Consider the following 17,713-nt stretch of genomic DNA (forward strand, 5'->3'; position numbering starts at 1 on the left):
CATGAAACACGCATTACAGGATGATTATTTACGTACAACCGTATAACCTTTATCCTCCAGCAGTTTAATCACGCCATGTTCACCCAGATAGTGGGCTGCGCCGACGACGATGAAGTACTCCGCTTTCTTGTCGCTTTTCAGGTATCCGTCGATTTTATCGGCCATGCCGATGTTGCGGTCGATCAGCATCGCTTTGTTATACTCCGCGTCTCCCGCCATGCTGTTCGTCAGCTCCAGCAGCGCCTTTTCGTCCCCTTTTTTCCACATGTCCGCCATTTGGTCAACGCCGTCGTCCAGGACGTCGAAATTGTCCAGTGCTGCATTGAGGTTCTTCTCCTGCAGTTCTTTGGAGAACTGATCGAACATGCTCAGCTGGGACTCGTAGGATTCCAGTTCCACGATCGGAATTTTGCGCTCCAGCGCCTTTTGAATGAAGTACAGGTCAATGCCTTCCGTTGCCTCGTATCCGGCCATGACCGATTTCAGGCTGCTGATGGTCGTCTCCACGACCCATGGTTTGAAGGCATCCAGTGCATCCCGTTTCATTCCGTTTTGCTCCAGAATGTCCCCCACTTTTGCATAGGTATCCTTGGACACATGGTCCTTCAGCGTCGTGCCGTCCTGGTACATGCCCAGCTTCATGATCATGTTCTGCTGCTCTTCGTCGGCTGCCTTGCTGAGGTCAATCTCAACGCCCAAATAATCGGCTTCGGCAAAGGCCTGCTCGAATTCCGGGCGAAGCGGGTAGAAGCTGTCGTCCGCAATATGCATGGACCCTACCAGGTACACCGTGTTCCCGTTATTTTGCACTTCCCACATGAAGCCGCGGCCGGCTTCCTTCGTTGCTTTCGAGAGCAGGAATACCGTGCGGGTTGACGGATCCCAGTAGACCGTGTAACCGGCGGCTTCACCAATGGTCCGGACCGGCACGTAAGTCACGCCGTTAACCTGTTTCGTCTTGCTGCTCAGCGTGATCTTCTGATCACCCTGAGCGGCATGAATGGTTCCGTTCTCTACATCGGTCAGCTTTACGTTTAGCGCTTCGAGCGTCGTACGCAGCGGAACCAGCGTAGTGCCCTGATCGACAATAGGCGCACTCGTGGCAAAATCGATGGTCTTGTTATTGACCTTGAGTTCCGGCGCAAGCGGAGCAGCCATGGCCGGAGCCGCCGTAGCGAGCATTCCTGCAGAAATCATAAGAGATAAGAGCGTTCGTTTCCAACTTTTCATCTAGAAATTCCCCTTATTGTAGTTTATAGACTGGGCTGTTACTGCTCTGCCGTCTTCCGCGGCATCTTGATCAGCGCCAGCAGCGTACAGCCCATTCCCGCCCCAGTCAGCAGGCCGTCCGCAAAGTCGTTTAATGCCACACCCGTATGCTTCAGGGTCAGCGGACCGACGATCAGCAGCATGCCTGCCGAGATGACGTATGGAAAAGCCTTTTTACTCATGCCGATTCTCTCCTTATCAAGTTAGAATCCGTGCCTAAATCTTGTAAGCTTTCATGGCCTTGCGCAGCTCTTTGATGGATGGGCGCTTGCCGTACATCAGGACGCCGGTGCGGTAGATTTTCGCGGACAGCCATCCAAAAAACAGAATGGACACCAGCAGCAAAACGAGCGATATGAGGATCTGCCAGGTCGGCACTGTCCCCATCCCGATCCGCACGAGCATCGCGGTAGGAGCGGTGAACGGAATGAAGCTCGTCACCTTGATCAGCATGCTGCCCGATGCAGTGATGCTGAACAGTCCGATGTAGAACGAGGCCAGACCCAGCATCGTAATCGGCATTACGGCTTGGCCGAGATCCTCGGTACGGCTGACAATCGATCCGATGGCGGCGTACAGCACCGCATACAGGAAGTAACCCAAGATATAGAACACCAGTCCGTAGAGCAGCACCGGCAGGTTAATATCCGAGATGCTTAGGCTGTATCCTTGCAGAATGTCCTGGTTATGCGGCAGCATCAGGTTCGCCCCGACCACGACGCCAAACACTGCAATTTGTACGATCCCGACCAGGAAAATACCGATCACTTTCCCGAACATCTGGGCCAGCGGCGAAACGCTGGTGATGAGGATTTCCATGATCCGCGAGCTTTTCTCCGACGTTACTTCGGCTGCGATCATATTGCCTGTCATCATATTGGAGGTAAAGAACAGAATCAGCAGCACATAAACGACCACATAGTTCATGGCTTTCTGCATGTCTTCGCGGTGGGTGTCTCCCCCCGCCTCCGTCTTACCCTCCGCGTTAATCCGCACCGTATCGAGCTTCACCGGTTCGTTCAGAGCGGCGATCTGCTCCGCGGACAGCGCATCCTTGGCGATTACGGTCGTCTTGACCGTCTGCAGCGCGGGCATCAGAAAGCTGTTGATTCCCTGCCCCATGCCGTCTTCACCGCCGGTGAAGGTGACAGCAGGAAATGCCCCTTCCCCGCCGTCAAAAGAGAGGTACCCCTCGATCTTCCCGTCCTCCAGGTCCTTTTTCGCCTGATCCGGAGCGGTCCCTTCGTATTTGACGAACGTATAGTCCTTATTGCCGGACTGCGCGGCATACTTCTCCAGTTCCGCGGCAATGACCGGCTGCGAGCCGTAGAGAATTCCGATCTGCTCGGCCTTGGATGCGTCGTCACCCTTGATCAGCTTAATGATATAAGGCACGTTCATGCCGATCGTAATGAGCAGTGCAAGAATCAGAGTAGTAATCAGAAAAGATTTCGTTCTGGCTTTATTTTTAAACGTAAAGCCGATAATCGTCCCGAGCTTATTCATGCGAATCACCCACCTCTTGAATAAAGATTTGGTTCAGCGTCGGCTCCTTGATTTCAAAGCGCTCCACCGTGGTTTCCTGCATCGCTTTCTGCAGAATGGCCTGTGCCGTTTCCGGCGCAGCGATCCGGATGTGGTATCCCCGATCAATGCGTTCCACTGCCGTCACTCCCGGGATCGCATCCAGGCCGCCGACATCGCCTGTCGTATGAAGCAGCACCTCCTCACGCGGATAACGGCTCTTGATATCCCGGATATTTCCCTGAACGACCGTATTGGATTTGTGCAAAATCGTAATGCGCTGGCACAGCTCTTCGACGTGCTCCATCCGGTGCGTGGAGAATAGAATGCTGGTTCCCTCGTCCCGCAGTTCCTTGACAGTTGCCTTCAGCAGTTCAACGTTGACCGGGTCCAGTCCGCTGAACGCCTCATCCAAAATGACGATTTGCGGCTTGTGCACGATGGCGGCGATAAAGCCCATTTTCTGCTGATTGCCCTTGGACAGCTCCTCGATCCGCTTATCGTGATACTCCGGAACGTCAAAGCGTTCCAGCCAGTAGCGCAGGCTCTTATCCGCGTCTTGCTGCGACATGCCCCGAAGACGGGCCAGATAGACGATCTGCTCGCTGACCTTGATTTTCGGATACAGTCCCCTTTCTTCTGGCAGGTATCCCATGATTTGCTGAAGCCCCGCATGATAGGGCTTGCCGTTATACAGAATCTCTCCCCCGTCCGGATAAATCAGGCCAAGCACCATACGCATCGTCGTCGTTTTGCCGGCACCGTTCGCCCCAAGCAGCCCGTAAATTTCTCCTCTGCCGACCTCCAGCGAGATTTGGTTGACTGCGGTTTTGTCTCCGTATTGTTTGACCACGTTAACTAGTTTTAATGGTTCCATGTGTCTGCTCCTCCCCCTCCTGCACGCCGGCAGGCTTATATCCTTGCACCCACAACGTTAAAATCTCGTCCAGCTCCAAAGCCCGTGTCTTCAGCACGTTGATACCTGAATCGTACAGGATCTGTTCCAGCTCACGGCAGGACGTCGTCACCACACGCGTAACGCCATGGGATTCCTGCTGCGTCTGCACCATGTTCGGCAGTTCTTCCAAATCGGCCTCGGGGCATCCTGCCCACACTTCCTTCCAGTTATCCAGCAGACTGTCCTTCTCCGCCATCCCCATCCACTTGCCGTGGTGAATCAGCATGACGTAGTCCGCCAGCCTTTTCACCTCATCAATAATGTGCGTGGACAGTACAATCGTCGTATCTTCGGTCTGCAGGCATTCCCTTAGCACCTCAATCATCATTTTCCAAGCAAAAGGGTCCAGACCCGAAGAGGGTTCATCCAGCAGCAGCAGTTTCGGATGCGGCGCAAGAGCGGCGGCGATTTCGTATTTGCGGCGCTCCCCCTTGGACATTTTGCGCAGCCTCGTCGCTTTCGGTACCTGGAACAGATCGCACAGCTTTTCAAAATAAGGCTGATCCCATTCCGGATACCAGTACGCCCGAAAGGCAGCGGCTTCCTCGGCGGTCAGGTTATCCTCCTCCAGATTGGATTTTTCCGCCACATACCCGATCTGTCTGCGCATTTCCATAGGAATGCCTTTACTGTAAGCGTGGCCGAACCAGGAAATGCGCCCCGAATCCGGAAACACGGTCTGCAGCAGCATGTGGATCAGTGTGCTCTTGCCGGAGCCGTTCTCGCCAATCAGCCCGTACACATAGCCTTTCGGCAGGGTCAGGTCGATCGGTCCGATCGTTTTATGCCGTCTCTGCTTGGTCACGCCTTCCATTCGTATGATGGGCTGTTCCATTTATAACTCACCTTCTCCCTTCTCCGGATGGTACTTTCTTTTCAGTATCGATAAAAACAGCTCCCTCAGCTCATCTTCCTCGCATTTGACGGACATCCCGACATCCACCGCATGGCTGAGTGCCTCTTCTACCGCCTCCCGCCGGAATACTTCACGCTGTGAAGTACCAACCTTGGCGACAAATGTGCCGGTTCCCTGCTTCGTGCGCAGAAGTCCTTCGCTCTCCAGATCCTGATACACTCTTCGAACCGTAATTACGCTGCAGTTCAGCCCGTTGGCAAACTCTCTAATTGACGGCAAAAGGGTTCCCTCCTCGATCTGTCCGCTGATGATCAGCGATCTTAATTGGGATTCGATTTGATGATAGAGCGGTTCAGCGCTGTTCTCATTCACTTGTATAGGTATCCACACCTTTCGCACCTCACCTTGCTATACTCGTCAATCCTCTTATTGGTTTCAAAGCTTACACCAGATCTCTAGATTCCAGCTTGCGGAGCGTTCCGATTGAGCACAGCACGAGGCTGATGACTCCGGCCAGCAGCATCCCCCACATCGCCGGCGATAGCAGGCTCCATTGTTTGGATACCTCCACCGTGTACACCAGCAGGTTCCCTCCCGCCGCATAAACGGCTGCCGCTGCCACTACGGAGCCAACGAGGAAAATGAGGGTCGACAGCAGATAAGCTTTGCCATGATTGGAAAACTCAAAATAGATATAGGGTCCAGTCATCATAAGCCCGTAACCGATCCATGTCAGCGCAAAGGCCAGGTAATGGTCAAACCGCATATGATCCAGCAAGGTCCCCTGCACGATATACATAATCACGAAGAAAATGATGCCGTTCGCGGCAAAGGCTAACACCGATTGCATCACCCGGTATACCAGGACCACGCCGTTAGAGATCGGTAGCACCCGGAAGAATGCCAGCATTCGCGTATAGGAATCTTCCGTTAAATACTTGAAGGATCTTCGGGAAAAGTAAAACCCCAGCATCGGAACTAACATCAGCAGGATGAAATCAGCTACCGGACCAAGGGATCGTGCCTCTTCGCGCCCCAGCATCATGACCCCTGTAGTTCCTCCCATGTAGGCAGCAAATATGATGGACCACAGGAGGTACCTTTTCTCGCTGCGCAGATCCTTTCGTACCATCATCCAAGCGTCTTTTATGGTGTTCAACAACAATCGCCCTCGCTTTTTCCGTAATCCATAAGGGTGTATTACGGCACAGGTTCACTGTGCTTATTCACCACTCAGTGTGTATATTGTGTATATGTTTATACACAGTATACAGTGTGCTTACCGGAGATGCAACGGCGAAATGAAAATATTAACAAAAAAACAGCACCCATTGTCGGGTGCCGCTTGAAGCCGTGCATATTGAGTTAGGAAACGCTTGGAATTCCCAAGTATGGCTGAACCGAAAGATCGGCGGCAACGGAACTCGGAAAGCGTGCAAAGAAATCCAGCATGACGTTCGCCATATCCAAATCCTCCGGCGGAACGCTGATTTCGTAACGGGTAAACATCGCATCCTGGGGTTCATGGCGCTCAAACGCAGCGCCGACCGTCTTATAAGCCGTGCTGCCCGGTGGTAAAACATATGTAACGACATGGTTCCGAACGTAAGCATGATGCAGGAACTTCATCGTCTTCCCGGGAAAGCCCTTTTCTTCGGCCCAATTCTTTAATGCCGTGAAATAGGAACCGATTAACGCAATGTTGCAGCCCTGACAGGGGCCGCCGTCCAAGTACACGGCCCTGCGGTCCGGGTGCTGCGGATCAGCAAGCTCAAGGCCCACCGATCCGTTGGCTCCGGTATCGGCCCGGACGACTTCCCAGTGTTTCGGGGCGAGGAGCAGATGCCCCCAGGTTCCGGAAGAATCGCTTAACCAGAACGCTCCCAGATCCGACAGAATCTTCTCCGGGATGACGGTGTCGATCTTCACCTGCAGCGGGCTTGCCGGCTGCATCATAGGTGTGTCTCCAACATGATATTTCCCTTCGATGCAGTACAGCGGGATTTGATCATCCTGCGGCTTTCGAGCGCCATGTCTCAGCTTCATCACGCCGCATTGAACGCGGCTTGGTTTGAAGCCAGCTTCCTGCTGCTGGCCGGTGGTTCCTCCGCCGGGACTGCCGGTCCCTTGACCCCCTGCCGGATCCCTGTCTGTTCCGCCGGCCTGGGCTGTATGGTCACCGTCGGTCACAGCCGGTATGTATTTCGGGATGAGCGAAGTGGTAAACATGACAATGAAGCCGCAAAAGAGCAGCATGATGAAGACCCACACCATTTTTTTACTATGTATAAAATTCCTTCTTCGCCTCATGTCATCCCCATACCTTTTCTTAGCTTCGTTCATTGAACCTTATATATGAATAACGTTTGAAGAAGCACAAAAGTTTCCGCTAGATTGAATGAAACTAAAGAAATAATTGTTATAGGGCCGTATGGGACCGTTATAACAAGAAGTTCAATGCATAACTCTGGTTCAATCTATATATCTCGTCTTTCTAAAACTTTTTAACCATTTTAACAGTACCTGACGCCAGTATCCTAAACAATGCAATACAGCACTTCGGAACTGGCATCCGGCAAAGAAAACTTGGCGTTATTTCACCCTATTAAACAAACACGAAAAACCTTGGCTTTCCAGCAGAATCAGCGGCTTTTCATAAAAAAAGCCCAGCGGATTAATCCGCCGGACTTTCTTATTACCCGATCCACTCGGGTTATGCTCCCAAAATAACATCCCATACCGGCTTCGTATGGCCGCCAGGATACAGAATGTACAGCAGCACGTAAACCACAACACCGGTGATGGCTGTGACAAACCAAATACTTGCCGTAACCCGGCCCCATTTCCGGTGCTTCGCAAACTTTTCCCGAAATGCCAGAACCAGCGTTGTAATCCCGAATACCGCGGCAACCGTCGCCAGAACGATATGGAAGATCAGGAAGATCTGATAGTAGATCTTCATTTCGTCCGAGCCGCCCCATGAGGTGTTGCCGACAAAGGCCGTTCTGGACACGTAAATAATGAAAAACAGCAGCGCTGCAATAGCGCCCCAGATCATCACTTTTTTATGGGCGTCCCGTTTGCCTTGAACGATCAAGGCCCATCCGATGGCCACCAGAATCGCACTGATGACGATGAATGAAGTGCTGATCGTAGGGAACAGCGTATACAAATCCATGAAAATCCTCCTTAACGCTTAGACCAACTCATGCCCGGTTCAAAGAACCGTCAGAAAGATCGGTTGGAATGATATCGTCGTCATCCTCTTTATTTTCGCTCTTGTACCAGCGGAAGAATACCCTCGCAAGCATCGAAGCGAATATAAATTCCTGAATGAACTTCATGACGATGCCGCCCAGTTGTTGGTCGACCTTGGTGCTCAGCCCATAGAAAAAGCTTGGTCCGCCGAAAGTCTGCAGCAGAGCCGACGTATCGCCCGATACGCAGTATCCCATCGCTTTGGCCCACGTATTAGGATCGCTGTAGGTCGCATACATCGGTTGCGTTGAGAAAATGATCAGGCCGCAAGCAGGCGTCAGCAGCACCATGTTCAGAAAAATAAACCCGATCTTCGCAAGGCCCGATGCCTGGTGTTTCTCCGGCAGCGGATTAATGAGCGTCCACCACATAAGCGCGGCAGCGATGAACAAAACAATATAGTACAGCCGGTGCACCGCAAAATGCAGCATGACATAGTCGTGGATCGCAGGGATATGGTAGAACGAAAACAATCCGTTAAATACGACAGCTGCGACCACCGGCTTGGTCAGAAAACCTAGCTTTTTGAACGGGTTGATCCGGTCAAAAGCACGCCACAGCCAGGTTGGAATCCCCAGCATAATAAGCGGCGTAGCCACCAGGTAAGACAACGCCATCGATGTCATGTGGAACGTAAACATAATGTGGCCCAGCAGACTCACCGGTCCGCCCTGAGCGAGATACAGGAAGAACATACCGCTGACGAACATGATCTTTTTGCCGATCGATACGGGCTCGGCATCCGCGAACTTCTCACTGAGCGGGCCGATAACAACAAAATACGCGGCCGTTACCAGCAGCATAAACGCCAGAAACAACGGACTGAACAAGGCGGCAAAGCTAAAATATTCTAACCCCAGCATATGAAAACCTCCTCCCGCCGGGCGGAATTTCTGTCGATATTGTGACACCTTGATGCCATTTAAAAAAAGAGGGGGCATCCGGCCCGCCTCTTTTTATTTTACCACCAAACCCAATACAATGCTGTGACGATCGCAGTAAATGCGACAAAGGCGCCACCGCACATGAAGATAATCGGCATCAAATGTCCTTTATCCTTCAAGTGCATCCAGTATCCCAACTGAACCAGTGCCTGCAGCACCGCCATCACGACGAGAAGTATAACCGTGAAGGCGACGTTCACCCCGCCAGCCATAACCGAAGCAAAAGCGATGGCGGTCAGGATAATGGAGAAAATAAATACGATGACATGCTTTTGCGGTCCTTCATGACGATGACCGTGTTTTACCGTATCATCTTGATGCTGTTCAACCGTAGTCATAATCTTAGCCCACCTTTCCAAGCAGGTAAACGACCGAGAAGATGAAGACCCATACGACGTCGATAAAGTGCCAGTACATGGCCGACACGTAAACCTTCGGAGCCGTTACGACCGTTAACCCCTTTTTGTACAGCTGGCCGATCAGAATACCGATCCAGCATACACCGAATGCAACGTGAGCTCCGTGGAAACCGACCAGCGTGTAGAACGCCGAACTGAAGGCACTTGTCGTCATGCCGAATTTCTCGGCGGTGACATACTCGTGGAACTCGTAAATCTCGAGGCCAAGGAAGCCAAGGCCCAGAATAACCGTAATGATCAACCACAATCTGAGTGCAGCTACTTTGTGACGGTGCAACGCCTGTACGGCGAATACACTCGTCAAACTGCTGACAAGCAGGATCAACGTGGCTGCAGCCGTCGTTGGCAGCGAGAAGAGCTCATGGGCTGTCGGGCCGTCATTGGTCTGGTTGCGAAGCGCCAGGAACGTGGCGAACAGGGTACCGAAGAGCACGGACTCTCCGCCAAGGAAGAGCCAGAAGCCAAGCACTTTGTTGCGGCCTTCCAGGGTTGCTTTCTCCGGTTCATGCGGCAATGAGCCGTTTACCGATTCTGCGTGTGCCGATGTCATGCTTTAACCCCCTCTTCTTCCAGTTCTTCCGGTTCGATATGCCAGCCATGATCGTCAAACAGCGAACGAAGCAGCATCGATCCGAACGTAATGACAAGTCCGATGATGACGACGATCCAGTTGTTGAAGATCATGCTCATAAAGGAATTGTTGAATTTCTCACTGCTGAACATCAGTCCGAGACCGGCGATGAAAATACCGACGGACATTACAAAAGGCAAAATCGTTGGCGAAGGCATATGGATGGATCCCAGCGGTTCTGCAGGAGTCATCTCTTTGTTGCCTGCCATTTTTTCTTTCCAGTAAGCGTCAAGTCCGCGTACCAGCGGAATTTGTTTAAAGTTGTACTCAGGTGGCGGCGATGGAATCGCCCATTCGAGCGTACGTCCGTCTTCCCAAGGATCGTTGGCCACGCCTTTTGGCTTGGCGGCTGTTATAAAGCAGTTGAACAAGAACAGCAGAACGCCGACAGCCATCAGGAACGCCCCGACTGTACTTACCAAGTTCAGTGTATCGAAGTCCTGGTTAGGCAGATACGTAAAGATACGGCGCTGCATCCCCATGAGTCCGAGGAAATGCTGTACGAAGAATGTCAAATGGAAGCCGATTGCAAAGAACCAGAACGTCCATTTACCAATCGTTTCGTTGAGTACGCGGCCGAACATTTTAGGCCACCAGTAGTGCAGACCCGCAAAGAGACCGAATACCAGACCACCTACGATGACGTAGTGGAAGTGGGCAACGACGAAGTAAGTATCATGGAACTGGTAGTCCGCAGGAGCGGATGCCAGCATGACCCCGGTAACACCACCCATGACGAATGTAGGAACGAAACCAATCGCAAACAGGTTTGCGCTCGTAAAGCGGATCTGTCCGCCCCACATCGTAAAGAGCCAGTTGAAAATCTTGATCCCCGTAGGAACGGCAATCAGCATTGTCGCAATCGAGAACAGCGCGTTCGCAATCGGTCCGAGACCGGTTGTGAACATGTGGTGAGCCCAAACCATGAAGCCCAGGAAGGCGATCAGGATGGTCGCGAACACCATCGAGCTGTAACCGAAAAGACGTTTGCGTGCAAAAGTCGGAATAACTTCAGAAATAACCCCGAAAGCAGGCAAAATGAGAATATATACTTCAGGGTGACCAAAGATCCAGAAAATATGCTGCCAAAGAACGGGGTTACCGCCATTGGATACTTCAAAGAAATTCGCTCCCAAAATACGGTCAAATGAGAGCAGCACCAGACCTACCGTAATGGCAGGGAAAGCAAACAGGATCATCGCGGAAGTAATGAAAGATGTCCAGGTGAACATCGGCATCCGCATAAAAGACATTCCCGGTGCGCGCATCGTAATGATCGTCGCCAGGAAGTTGATGCCGCCGATCAGTGTACCGAGACCGGCGATCTGGAGACCGACCGTATAGAAGTCGACACCGTGCGTTGTACTGTACGTTGAAGTCGACAACGGCGTATAGGCCGTCCAGCCGGCGTCAGGCGCGCCGCCCATAATCCAGCTCAGGTTCAGCAGGATTCCGCCGAACAGGAACGTCCAGAAGCCAAGTGCGTTGACGAATGGGAAAGCGACGTCACGGGCGCCGATTTGCAGCGGAATTACCGCATTCATCAATGCAAAGATCACTGGCATGACACCAAGGAAGATCATGGTCGTTCCGTGCATCGTGATCAATTCGTTAAAGGTTTGCGCTGATACTAAATCATTCATAGGCTTAATCAATTGCAGACGGATCAGCAAGGCTTCCACGCCGCCGAATCCGAAGAACAAGCCGCCTGCAAGCAAATACAGGATGGCTATCTTCTTGTGGTCCACGGTGGTGAGCCAGTCCATCAAGCCCGTATGACGCTTGACACTGTGAGCATGAGCCAAGGTTGGTACCCCCTCTTATTCAATCTTGCTGTTACTAGTAATTCAATTTATAGTTGGCCAAGTAATCGGCAATACCATCGATTTGTTCGTCAGTCAGACCGAGATCCTTCGGATTAGGCATTTTGTTGCCTGGCTTAACGGCTTGTGGATCCATGAGCCATTCTTTCAGGTTCTCCTTGACTGGTTTCCCGCCATCTTGGCCTTCGTTCAGCAAGATACCTGCAACCGATTCACGGGAACCGATGCCGGTAAGGTTAGGGCCTACAGGTCCACCTTGGTCGCCAACAGCATGGCAGGACAAGCATTGTTTCTTGAAGGTTTCTGCCAAAGCCGGATCTTCAGGAAGCACAGCCGGTGCCTTCATGGCAGTCACCCAGTTATTGAAGGAATCTCCGTTAACCGCTTTAACCTTGAATTCCATGAAACCGTGGGAAGGTCCGCAGAGCTCCGCACATTTACCACGGTAAACGCCTTCTTTATCGGCGCTGAAGCTGAATCTGTTAATGGTACCATCCGGGTTGGTATCCATCTTACCCGAGAGCGAAGGAACCCAGAACGAGTGGAGTACATCCGCCGTTTTCAGCTCAAACGCAATCTTCTTCCCAGTCGGAATGACCAGGGTTTGGGCCGTTTTCACACCGTACTGCGGATACTCGAACTCCCACCAGTATTGGTGCGACGTAACCTTAACCTGTACGGCGTCCTTATCATTGTAATGATCGTCACCGAAAGCAAAGATCTGCTGTACGGTAGGAACAGCCAAAATAATAACCAGAACGAGCGGAATCACTGTCCAGATGATTTCCAGCTTGAAGTTGCCTTCAACTTGTTCAGGCACACCGTTCTGCCCTTTTCTTCTGCGGAACTTCACAAGCACGTATGCCGCAATCGCGAAAACGATTACGAGTACCACAATCATGATTGAGATTGCGAGCTTCATCAATCCCAGCTGTTCTTGAGCCACCGGTCCCTGTGGTCTCAGAACCGACAAGTCCTCGCGGCCGCACCCGGCTAAAAGCAGAGAAAATACTGCGAGCAAGGGAAGAAGTCGCTTTACAGCCTGCCACCGTTTCATCATTGATCTACCCCACTTTTTCCATTTTCGCAGGCTCCGCTGAAAGCACATTCAACGGCCATCCACCTGCACTATCACGAATGATTTGCTACTGTCAATTAAAACAATCACCTATTAAATATAAGTTTCCAGTACTATTTTGTCAATGTTTCCAACCTAGTTCACAAATTGTTCGAAAAGTGCCGAAAGTCGCGCCACAAAAGCTTTTGCAATCGTTTTCAGCGGGTTTACATCCCGCTTGCCAGCCCCTTTACGTGCAACCCGGTCCATCCTCCTTCGTATACCCAAGTTTCAACGATTACATTCATTTTTACCTGTTCTGGAATTTTTGAATCGTCAAATTCAAACAAAAAAGAACCTGCGGACAGGTTCTTTTTGTCGATCGAAATATGACAAATTGTGGCGAATCCTTCCGGGTCACTGCTGCGTTAATATCAACGGGCCTTCCCGGGTGACGGCAACCGTATGCTCAAACTGCACACCCCTGCTTCCGTCCGCCGTTTGCACGCTCCAGCCGTCATCATTCCAGAGCACCGCCCCCGAAGGCCCGAGGGTAAAAATCGGCTCGATGGTGATGACCAGTCCTTCAACAAGCTTCAGCCCCTCGTGACGATTCCCAAACGCCGGCACGTCCGGCGGCTCATGCAGCAACCGGCCGATGCCGTGGCCTACCAATGGCTTGACGATGCCGTATCGGCTCCGCCTGGCCACCTTCTCCAACGCATAGCCGATATCTCCGATCGTGTTGCCCGCGACGGCCTGCGCGATGCCTTTGTACAGCGCCTTTTCGGTGCGCTTCAACAAACGCTCTAGCGGTTTGCCGACCCTGCCGACGGGATAACTCCATCCGGAGTCGGCCAGCCAGCCGTCTTTGTTGACGACGATGTCGATGGTGACCACGTCCCCTTCCGCCAAGGGATCCTCGTCGGGAAAGCCGTGGCATACGGTATCGTTCACCGAAGCACATGTGGCGTAAGGATATCCTTTAAACCCCTTCTGTTCAGGAACGGCTCCCTGCCTGGCCAAATATTCCTCAACCCAGTCGTTGATCTGCATTGTCGTTATGCCGGGCGTGATTTTGTCCGCAACTCCCCGATGACAGGACGAAAGGATGCGTCCTGCTTCCTGCATATATCCGATCTCTTCCCTGCTCTTCAGCGTAATCTCCAAGCGCCGCACGTCCTTTCCGATGCTAAAGAATGATGAATCAGACCGTGGTTTAGTATATGCCCGGAGCCATGCAGGCAGGTACAGGAAATACAAAAAACCGTATCCCGCGCAGGTTCCGCGGAATACGGTCATGTTATCAGGCTGTTCTTCAGCTTCATCGTAATCGTGTCCAAATCTTCAACTGCAATTCAATAAGCGATACGCTCGTTACGGCCAGCTTTGTCAGGAAACAGACGAATTCATCCGCCCTAACTCATGTTCCACAACCGAGGTTAATTCCTCTTCGTATCCCCCCATAATATGATATTTCCGGACGTACTCCTTAACAAACTTCTTCGGATCCTTGGGCCGGAAAATTCGTGTCATCTCGCGCAGACTTTCTTTAACTTCATTGTGACCTTTCGTTGCCATGATAGTTCCCTCCCAAAACACTTGAATGGATTGCTCCAGTTTGAGAATGCCGAAAAGACCTTACCTGACATCTGTGAAGTCGTCATTTGCAGTTATAGGTTTGGGCTGAACGCTCCCGGCTGCCGCTAAAGGTATCTGACACTAAGAATACCCTAAGAGGATGTTATTGAATCACTCCCTTCATTGTATCATATTCTAATGCCGAAAACAGCTTTCCAAAAAAATGTAAGGAATTACTTTTTTTCGAGTGCAGTCCTGCCGGATCAAAGTACTTTCCAGACTGCCCGTTTATTTGGATATCGGCATTTCGGGTTAAGTTAATGATACCGGTCAACCATCGCCCGTACCGGAGAACGATCCAGAAGAGAGGAGCCGGTCCCAATGAATCGTCCCGTTCTGCTGTTATCCTCCCCGCCGCTTCACACGCCTGCCTTCCCCACCTCCTCGCCGGAGCAGGAAGTCGTCAGGCCTGAACCGCTTGAAGAGGCACACGCCCAGATCTTGAGGCGTTATCCGAAAATGCGCAGCTTTCTCGTCGTCAGACACGGCAGGCTTATTTATGAACGGTACTATAATGAAGCAGGACCCGGCACCCTGCATGATCTCCGCTCGGCGACAAAGAGCATCACGTCCACCCTCGCAGGGATTGCCGTGAGCAGACGAGAGCTTCCCGGCCTGGACGAACCGCTGATGCCTTATCTGCGGGACTATGCGCGGAAAACGACCGACCCGCTCTTAGAGGAGGTGCTGACGCTTCGGCGCCTGCTTACAATGTCAACGGGGTTCCGCTGGCAGACGGGCAAAACGCTCGGCGAACCGTTGATCCACCGATTTCACCGCAGCCGTGCCTGGACATCGTTCGCCCTCTCGCTGCCGGTAGATGCGCACATGGCCGGCGTCTTCCAATACAGAAGCATCGATTCGCACCTGATCTCGGTGCTGATCTCGGAATGCTGCGGCACGGATGCATACAGCTACGCCCGCCAGCATCTGTTCGGACCGCTCGGGATCGAGTATGCCGCCTGGTCTTCCAGCCCCGAAGCCCATACGATGGGCCATATCGGCTTGTATCTGACCGCCCGTGACATGGCCAAGTTCGGTCTGTGCTGCCTGAATAAAGGCCTGTGGCAGAACCGACCGGTCATTCCCGAAGCATGGCTCGAACAGGCGCTGACCCGGCAGCTCGACGGTTACCCCGCCTTTGGCGACTACGGATATCAGTGGTGGACAGGCCGGATGTGCGGTCAGCCGTTCAGCTGTGCCCATGGTCACGGCGGGCAGCAAATTTACCTTTTTCCAGAGCTGGATGCGGTAGTGGTGTTCACTGCGGACAGCAAGGTCAGCCGCTGGAGAAACCCGCGGTCCCTCCTTCAGCAGCATATTCTCGGCAGCATGGAATGATTAGGCCCGGCGGGATAATCCGCTCCCGGTCCGGGTAACTTAAATGAGAATCAGTTCGTTGAAGGATTCCTATGGAACGAAGGAGGACTTGTCATGACTAATGAAGATAAACGCATGCTGCCGATTTCCCACGATAAAGTTGAGGTCGACGGCGTATATACCAACGAAGCGGGCCGAGAGGAAGTGCTTCACCGGGGCGACGAGTTCCCGGCTGACCTGATTTTAGGCTCGACGGAGTGGAAGCTGAGCGAATTTACATTCGATAACCATCATGAGGGCCGTACGGACCCGCGCCTGGTTCCCAAAGAAAACGACACCAACAAACGCGAGAAAATCGTCGGCCCGCGGCGCCAGTTCGGCCAAGGCGGCCACGGAGGCCAGGCATGAGAGCAGCTCCACTCGCTTAATGCTCTCTTTTATAAATGGACAGAGTGGATCACTAAGGGCATCCTGCTACCTGAACCCCAGGCGGCCGGGTGCCTTTTTCACTGCTCATAACTTGTCTCCGGGATTCATATGATAGAAGACAATCCTGCCGTATAGAAGGAGTGGTCTATCTTGTCCCCTTTCAAATCATCCACCGGTCTGCCGGAAAATATGGCCGCCACGCTCTGCTACCTGTTCGCTTTTGTCGGAGGCATCGTCTTCCTTGCCGTTGAGAAGCGCAGCCGTTTCGTCCTCTTTCATGCCTTACAGTCCGTTCTGACTTTTGGCGCGATTATGATCGCCCACATTCTGTCCGGCCTGATCCCGCTGATCGGCCCGGTTATTGCCGCCCTGCTGTCCATCCTGACGCTTGTCGTGTGGGTGGTCATGCTGTTTACCTCCCTGCAGGGAAAATGGCTGAAGCTCCCCTGGATCGGCGACATCGCGGAAAAGCAGCTGCGGCACCTGTAATATGCCCCATCACTAAGCTAGCCCTATCTATATGCCCCATCTAATGCAGCATAGATACGGCCCGACTAAACCGTTCCCTTTTCGGTCCGGACTTCTTACAATAAGAATGAAGGGTTTACGTTGGCGTTGGGGGAAAAAGCAATGTACTTATTCATCATTAATCCAAAGTCCGGCAACGGCAGGAGCCTCCGTACCTGGAAACGGGTGCGCGAGGCTCTCGATTTGAAAAAGACTGCACACGCAACGCTGTTGACTGCTAGTGCGGAGGAAGTTGATGCGATGGTAACGGAAACGCTGGATCAGCACGGCAGCTGGAACGCTATCGTCGTCATCGGCGGCGACGGCACGATCCACAGCCTCCTGCCGGTATTGAAGCGGACCGGCATCCCGCTCGGGGTAATTCCTGCCGGTTCAGGCAACGACACCGCCCGGGGGTTTGGCATTCCCCGCGATCCGCTCGCCGCGCTGGAGCTCATTCTTACCGGCAGCGCCCGAGCGGCCGATCTCATCTCGGTCGCGGGCGTGCCCGTCATGACGGCGGTGGCCGCCGGCTTCGATGCGCAGGTGAGCGAGAACGTGAACGGCAGCCGATACAAAAAGATTTGCAACGCCGTCGGTGCCGGGCGCCTCGCTTACGTCATCGGCGTTCTGCATACGCTGGTCACGTTCAAGCCGGGTCCCGTAAGCGTGACCTGCGGCGGCCAGACGGTCAGCTATCCGTCAGCCTGGCTGACCGCGGTCAGCAATGTGCCCAGCTACGGCGGCGGACTGCTCATCAATCCGCAGGCGAAGGTGGATGACGGCATGCTGGACGTCTGCGTAGTGCACGATTGCTCCCGGCTGCAGCTGCTGTTCCTGTTCCCGACGGTCCTGAAGGGAGCGCATGTGAAGCTGCCGATCGTGACCCTCTTTCGCGGAGACACGGTCGGCATCAGGTTTGACCGCCCGCGCCTGGCGCAGGGCGACGGCGAAGACGTGTCCGCCCTTCCGATGGATTTCCGGGCGGATCCTGGCGCCATCCGGGTATTCTCGGCGCTGTAAGAAAAACGTCATCGACGTACACCTCAAGAAGCCAGACCGCGTTTAGAGGAAGTT

The 17,713-nt window shown here is 52.9% G+C and carries 20 protein-coding genes; 4 read left to right on the forward strand and 16 right to left on the reverse strand.

The features are described 5' to 3' along the window. Positions 1 to 24: 24 nt before the first annotated feature. The 16 genes from MKY74_RS00640 to MKY74_RS00715 form a co-directional block, all read right to left on the reverse strand. Positions 25 to 1,230: a TraB/GumN family protein gene (locus tag MKY74_RS00640; RefSeq protein ID WP_076172888.1), complete on the reverse strand. Its 1,206-nt coding sequence runs from the start codon at positions 1,228 to 1,230 to the stop codon at positions 25 to 27. Positions 1,231 to 1,268: 38 nt separating this feature from the next. After that, positions 1,269 to 1,451 (reverse strand): hypothetical protein, encoded by a 183-nt coding sequence (locus MKY74_RS00645; protein ID WP_076172887.1) that lies wholly within the window; start codon positions 1,449 to 1,451, stop codon positions 1,269 to 1,271. A 34-nt stretch (positions 1,452 to 1,485) separates the two neighbouring features. After that, positions 1,486 to 2,775 carry an ABC transporter permease gene (locus tag MKY74_RS00650; RefSeq protein WP_076172886.1) on the reverse strand — a complete coding sequence of 430 codons (1,290 nt, stop codon included), beginning with the start codon at positions 2,773 to 2,775 and terminating at the stop codon, positions 1,486 to 1,488. Next, the gene (locus tag MKY74_RS00655; protein WP_076172885.1) at positions 2,768 to 3,670 is read right to left on the reverse strand and encodes an ABC transporter ATP-binding protein; all 903 of its coding nucleotides are present in this window, start codon (positions 3,668 to 3,670) and stop codon (positions 2,768 to 2,770) included. Before MKY74_RS00655 ends, MKY74_RS00650 begins: the two co-directional genes overlap by 8 nt. Next, a complete protein-coding gene (locus tag MKY74_RS00660; protein ID WP_076172884.1) occupies positions 3,648 to 4,586 on the reverse strand; it encodes an ABC transporter ATP-binding protein in 939 nt (312 codons plus the stop codon). Before MKY74_RS00660 ends, MKY74_RS00655 begins: the two co-directional genes overlap by 23 nt. Further along, positions 4,587 to 4,997: a GntR family transcriptional regulator gene (locus MKY74_RS00665; protein WP_076172883.1), complete on the reverse strand. Its 411-nt coding sequence runs from the start codon at positions 4,995 to 4,997 to the stop codon at positions 4,587 to 4,589. A gap of 52 nt (positions 4,998 to 5,049) precedes the next feature. Then, the gene (locus MKY74_RS00670; protein ID WP_144025460.1) at positions 5,050 to 5,766 is read right to left on the reverse strand and encodes a hypothetical protein; all 717 of its coding nucleotides are present in this window, start codon (positions 5,764 to 5,766) and stop codon (positions 5,050 to 5,052) included. 206 nt (positions 5,767 to 5,972) lie between these two features. Next, positions 5,973 to 6,917 carry a DUF4850 domain-containing protein gene (locus tag MKY74_RS00675; RefSeq protein ID WP_167372892.1) on the reverse strand — a complete coding sequence of 315 codons (945 nt, stop codon included), beginning with the start codon at positions 6,915 to 6,917 and terminating at the stop codon, positions 5,973 to 5,975. Positions 6,918 to 7,320: 403 nt separating this feature from the next. Then, the gene (locus MKY74_RS00680) at positions 7,321 to 7,785 is read right to left on the reverse strand and encodes a DUF420 domain-containing protein (RefSeq protein ID WP_076172880.1); all 465 of its coding nucleotides are present in this window, start codon (positions 7,783 to 7,785) and stop codon (positions 7,321 to 7,323) included. Positions 7,786 to 7,813: 28 nt separating this feature from the next. Continuing rightward, positions 7,814 to 8,728 carry a cytochrome c oxidase assembly factor CtaG gene (gene ctaG, locus MKY74_RS00685; protein ID WP_076172879.1) on the reverse strand — a complete coding sequence of 305 codons (915 nt, stop codon included), beginning with the start codon at positions 8,726 to 8,728 and terminating at the stop codon, positions 7,814 to 7,816. A 98-nt stretch (positions 8,729 to 8,826) separates the two neighbouring features. Beyond that, positions 8,827 to 9,147: a cytochrome C oxidase subunit IV family protein gene (locus MKY74_RS00690; RefSeq protein ID WP_076172878.1), complete on the reverse strand. Its 321-nt coding sequence runs from the start codon at positions 9,145 to 9,147 to the stop codon at positions 8,827 to 8,829. A 4-nt stretch (positions 9,148 to 9,151) separates the two neighbouring features. Then, positions 9,152 to 9,778 (reverse strand): cytochrome (ubi)quinol oxidase subunit III, encoded by a 627-nt coding sequence (locus MKY74_RS00695; RefSeq protein ID WP_076172877.1) that lies wholly within the window; start codon positions 9,776 to 9,778, stop codon positions 9,152 to 9,154. Further along, positions 9,775 to 11,625 carry a cytochrome c oxidase subunit I gene (ctaD, locus tag MKY74_RS00700; RefSeq protein WP_076172975.1) on the reverse strand — a complete coding sequence of 617 codons (1,851 nt, stop codon included), beginning with the start codon at positions 11,623 to 11,625 and terminating at the stop codon, positions 9,775 to 9,777. The genes MKY74_RS00695 and ctaD overlap by 4 nt, the downstream gene beginning before the upstream one ends. 73 nt (positions 11,626 to 11,698) lie before the next feature. After that, entirely contained in the window at positions 11,699 to 12,742 is a 1,044-nt protein-coding gene (coxB, locus tag MKY74_RS00705; RefSeq protein ID WP_076172876.1) for a cytochrome c oxidase subunit II, read from the reverse strand. Positions 12,743 to 13,156: 414 nt separating this feature from the next. Further along, the gene (map, locus tag MKY74_RS00710) at positions 13,157 to 13,909 is read right to left on the reverse strand and encodes a type I methionyl aminopeptidase (RefSeq protein ID WP_076172974.1); all 753 of its coding nucleotides are present in this window, start codon (positions 13,907 to 13,909) and stop codon (positions 13,157 to 13,159) included. 222 nt (positions 13,910 to 14,131) lie between these two features. Continuing rightward, positions 14,132 to 14,320, reverse strand: a complete 189-nt coding sequence (locus MKY74_RS00715) for a hypothetical protein (protein ID WP_036651115.1) — start codon at positions 14,318 to 14,320, stop codon at positions 14,132 to 14,134. A 381-nt stretch (positions 14,321 to 14,701) separates the two neighbouring features. On the opposite strand from MKY74_RS00715, the gene MKY74_RS00720 reads away from it, so the two are divergent. From MKY74_RS00720 to MKY74_RS00735, 4 genes are all read left to right on the forward strand, one after another. Then, on the forward strand, positions 14,702 to 15,721 hold the full coding sequence (locus MKY74_RS00720) for a serine hydrolase domain-containing protein (protein WP_076172874.1): 1,020 nt from the start codon (positions 14,702 to 14,704) through the stop codon (positions 15,719 to 15,721). Positions 15,722 to 15,814: 93 nt separating this feature from the next. Continuing rightward, positions 15,815 to 16,108, forward strand: coding sequence for a transposase (locus MKY74_RS00725; RefSeq protein WP_076172873.1), 294 nt, complete (start codon positions 15,815 to 15,817; stop codon positions 16,106 to 16,108). A gap of 171 nt (positions 16,109 to 16,279) precedes the next feature. Then, a complete protein-coding gene (locus tag MKY74_RS00730) occupies positions 16,280 to 16,618 on the forward strand; it encodes a DUF4870 domain-containing protein (RefSeq protein WP_076172872.1) in 339 nt (112 codons plus the stop codon). 141 nt (positions 16,619 to 16,759) lie between these two features. Continuing rightward, complete coding sequence (locus MKY74_RS00735; RefSeq protein ID WP_076172871.1) at positions 16,760 to 17,659, forward strand: diacylglycerol/lipid kinase family protein; 900 nt, start codon at positions 16,760 to 16,762, stop codon at positions 17,657 to 17,659. Positions 17,660 to 17,713: the final 54 nt, after the last annotated feature.

Origin of the sequence: Paenibacillus sp. FSL R5-0378 (assembly GCF_038009285.1) — a bacterium.
Lineage (GTDB): Bacteria > Bacillota > Bacilli > Paenibacillales > Paenibacillaceae > Paenibacillus_AQ > Paenibacillus_AQ favisporus.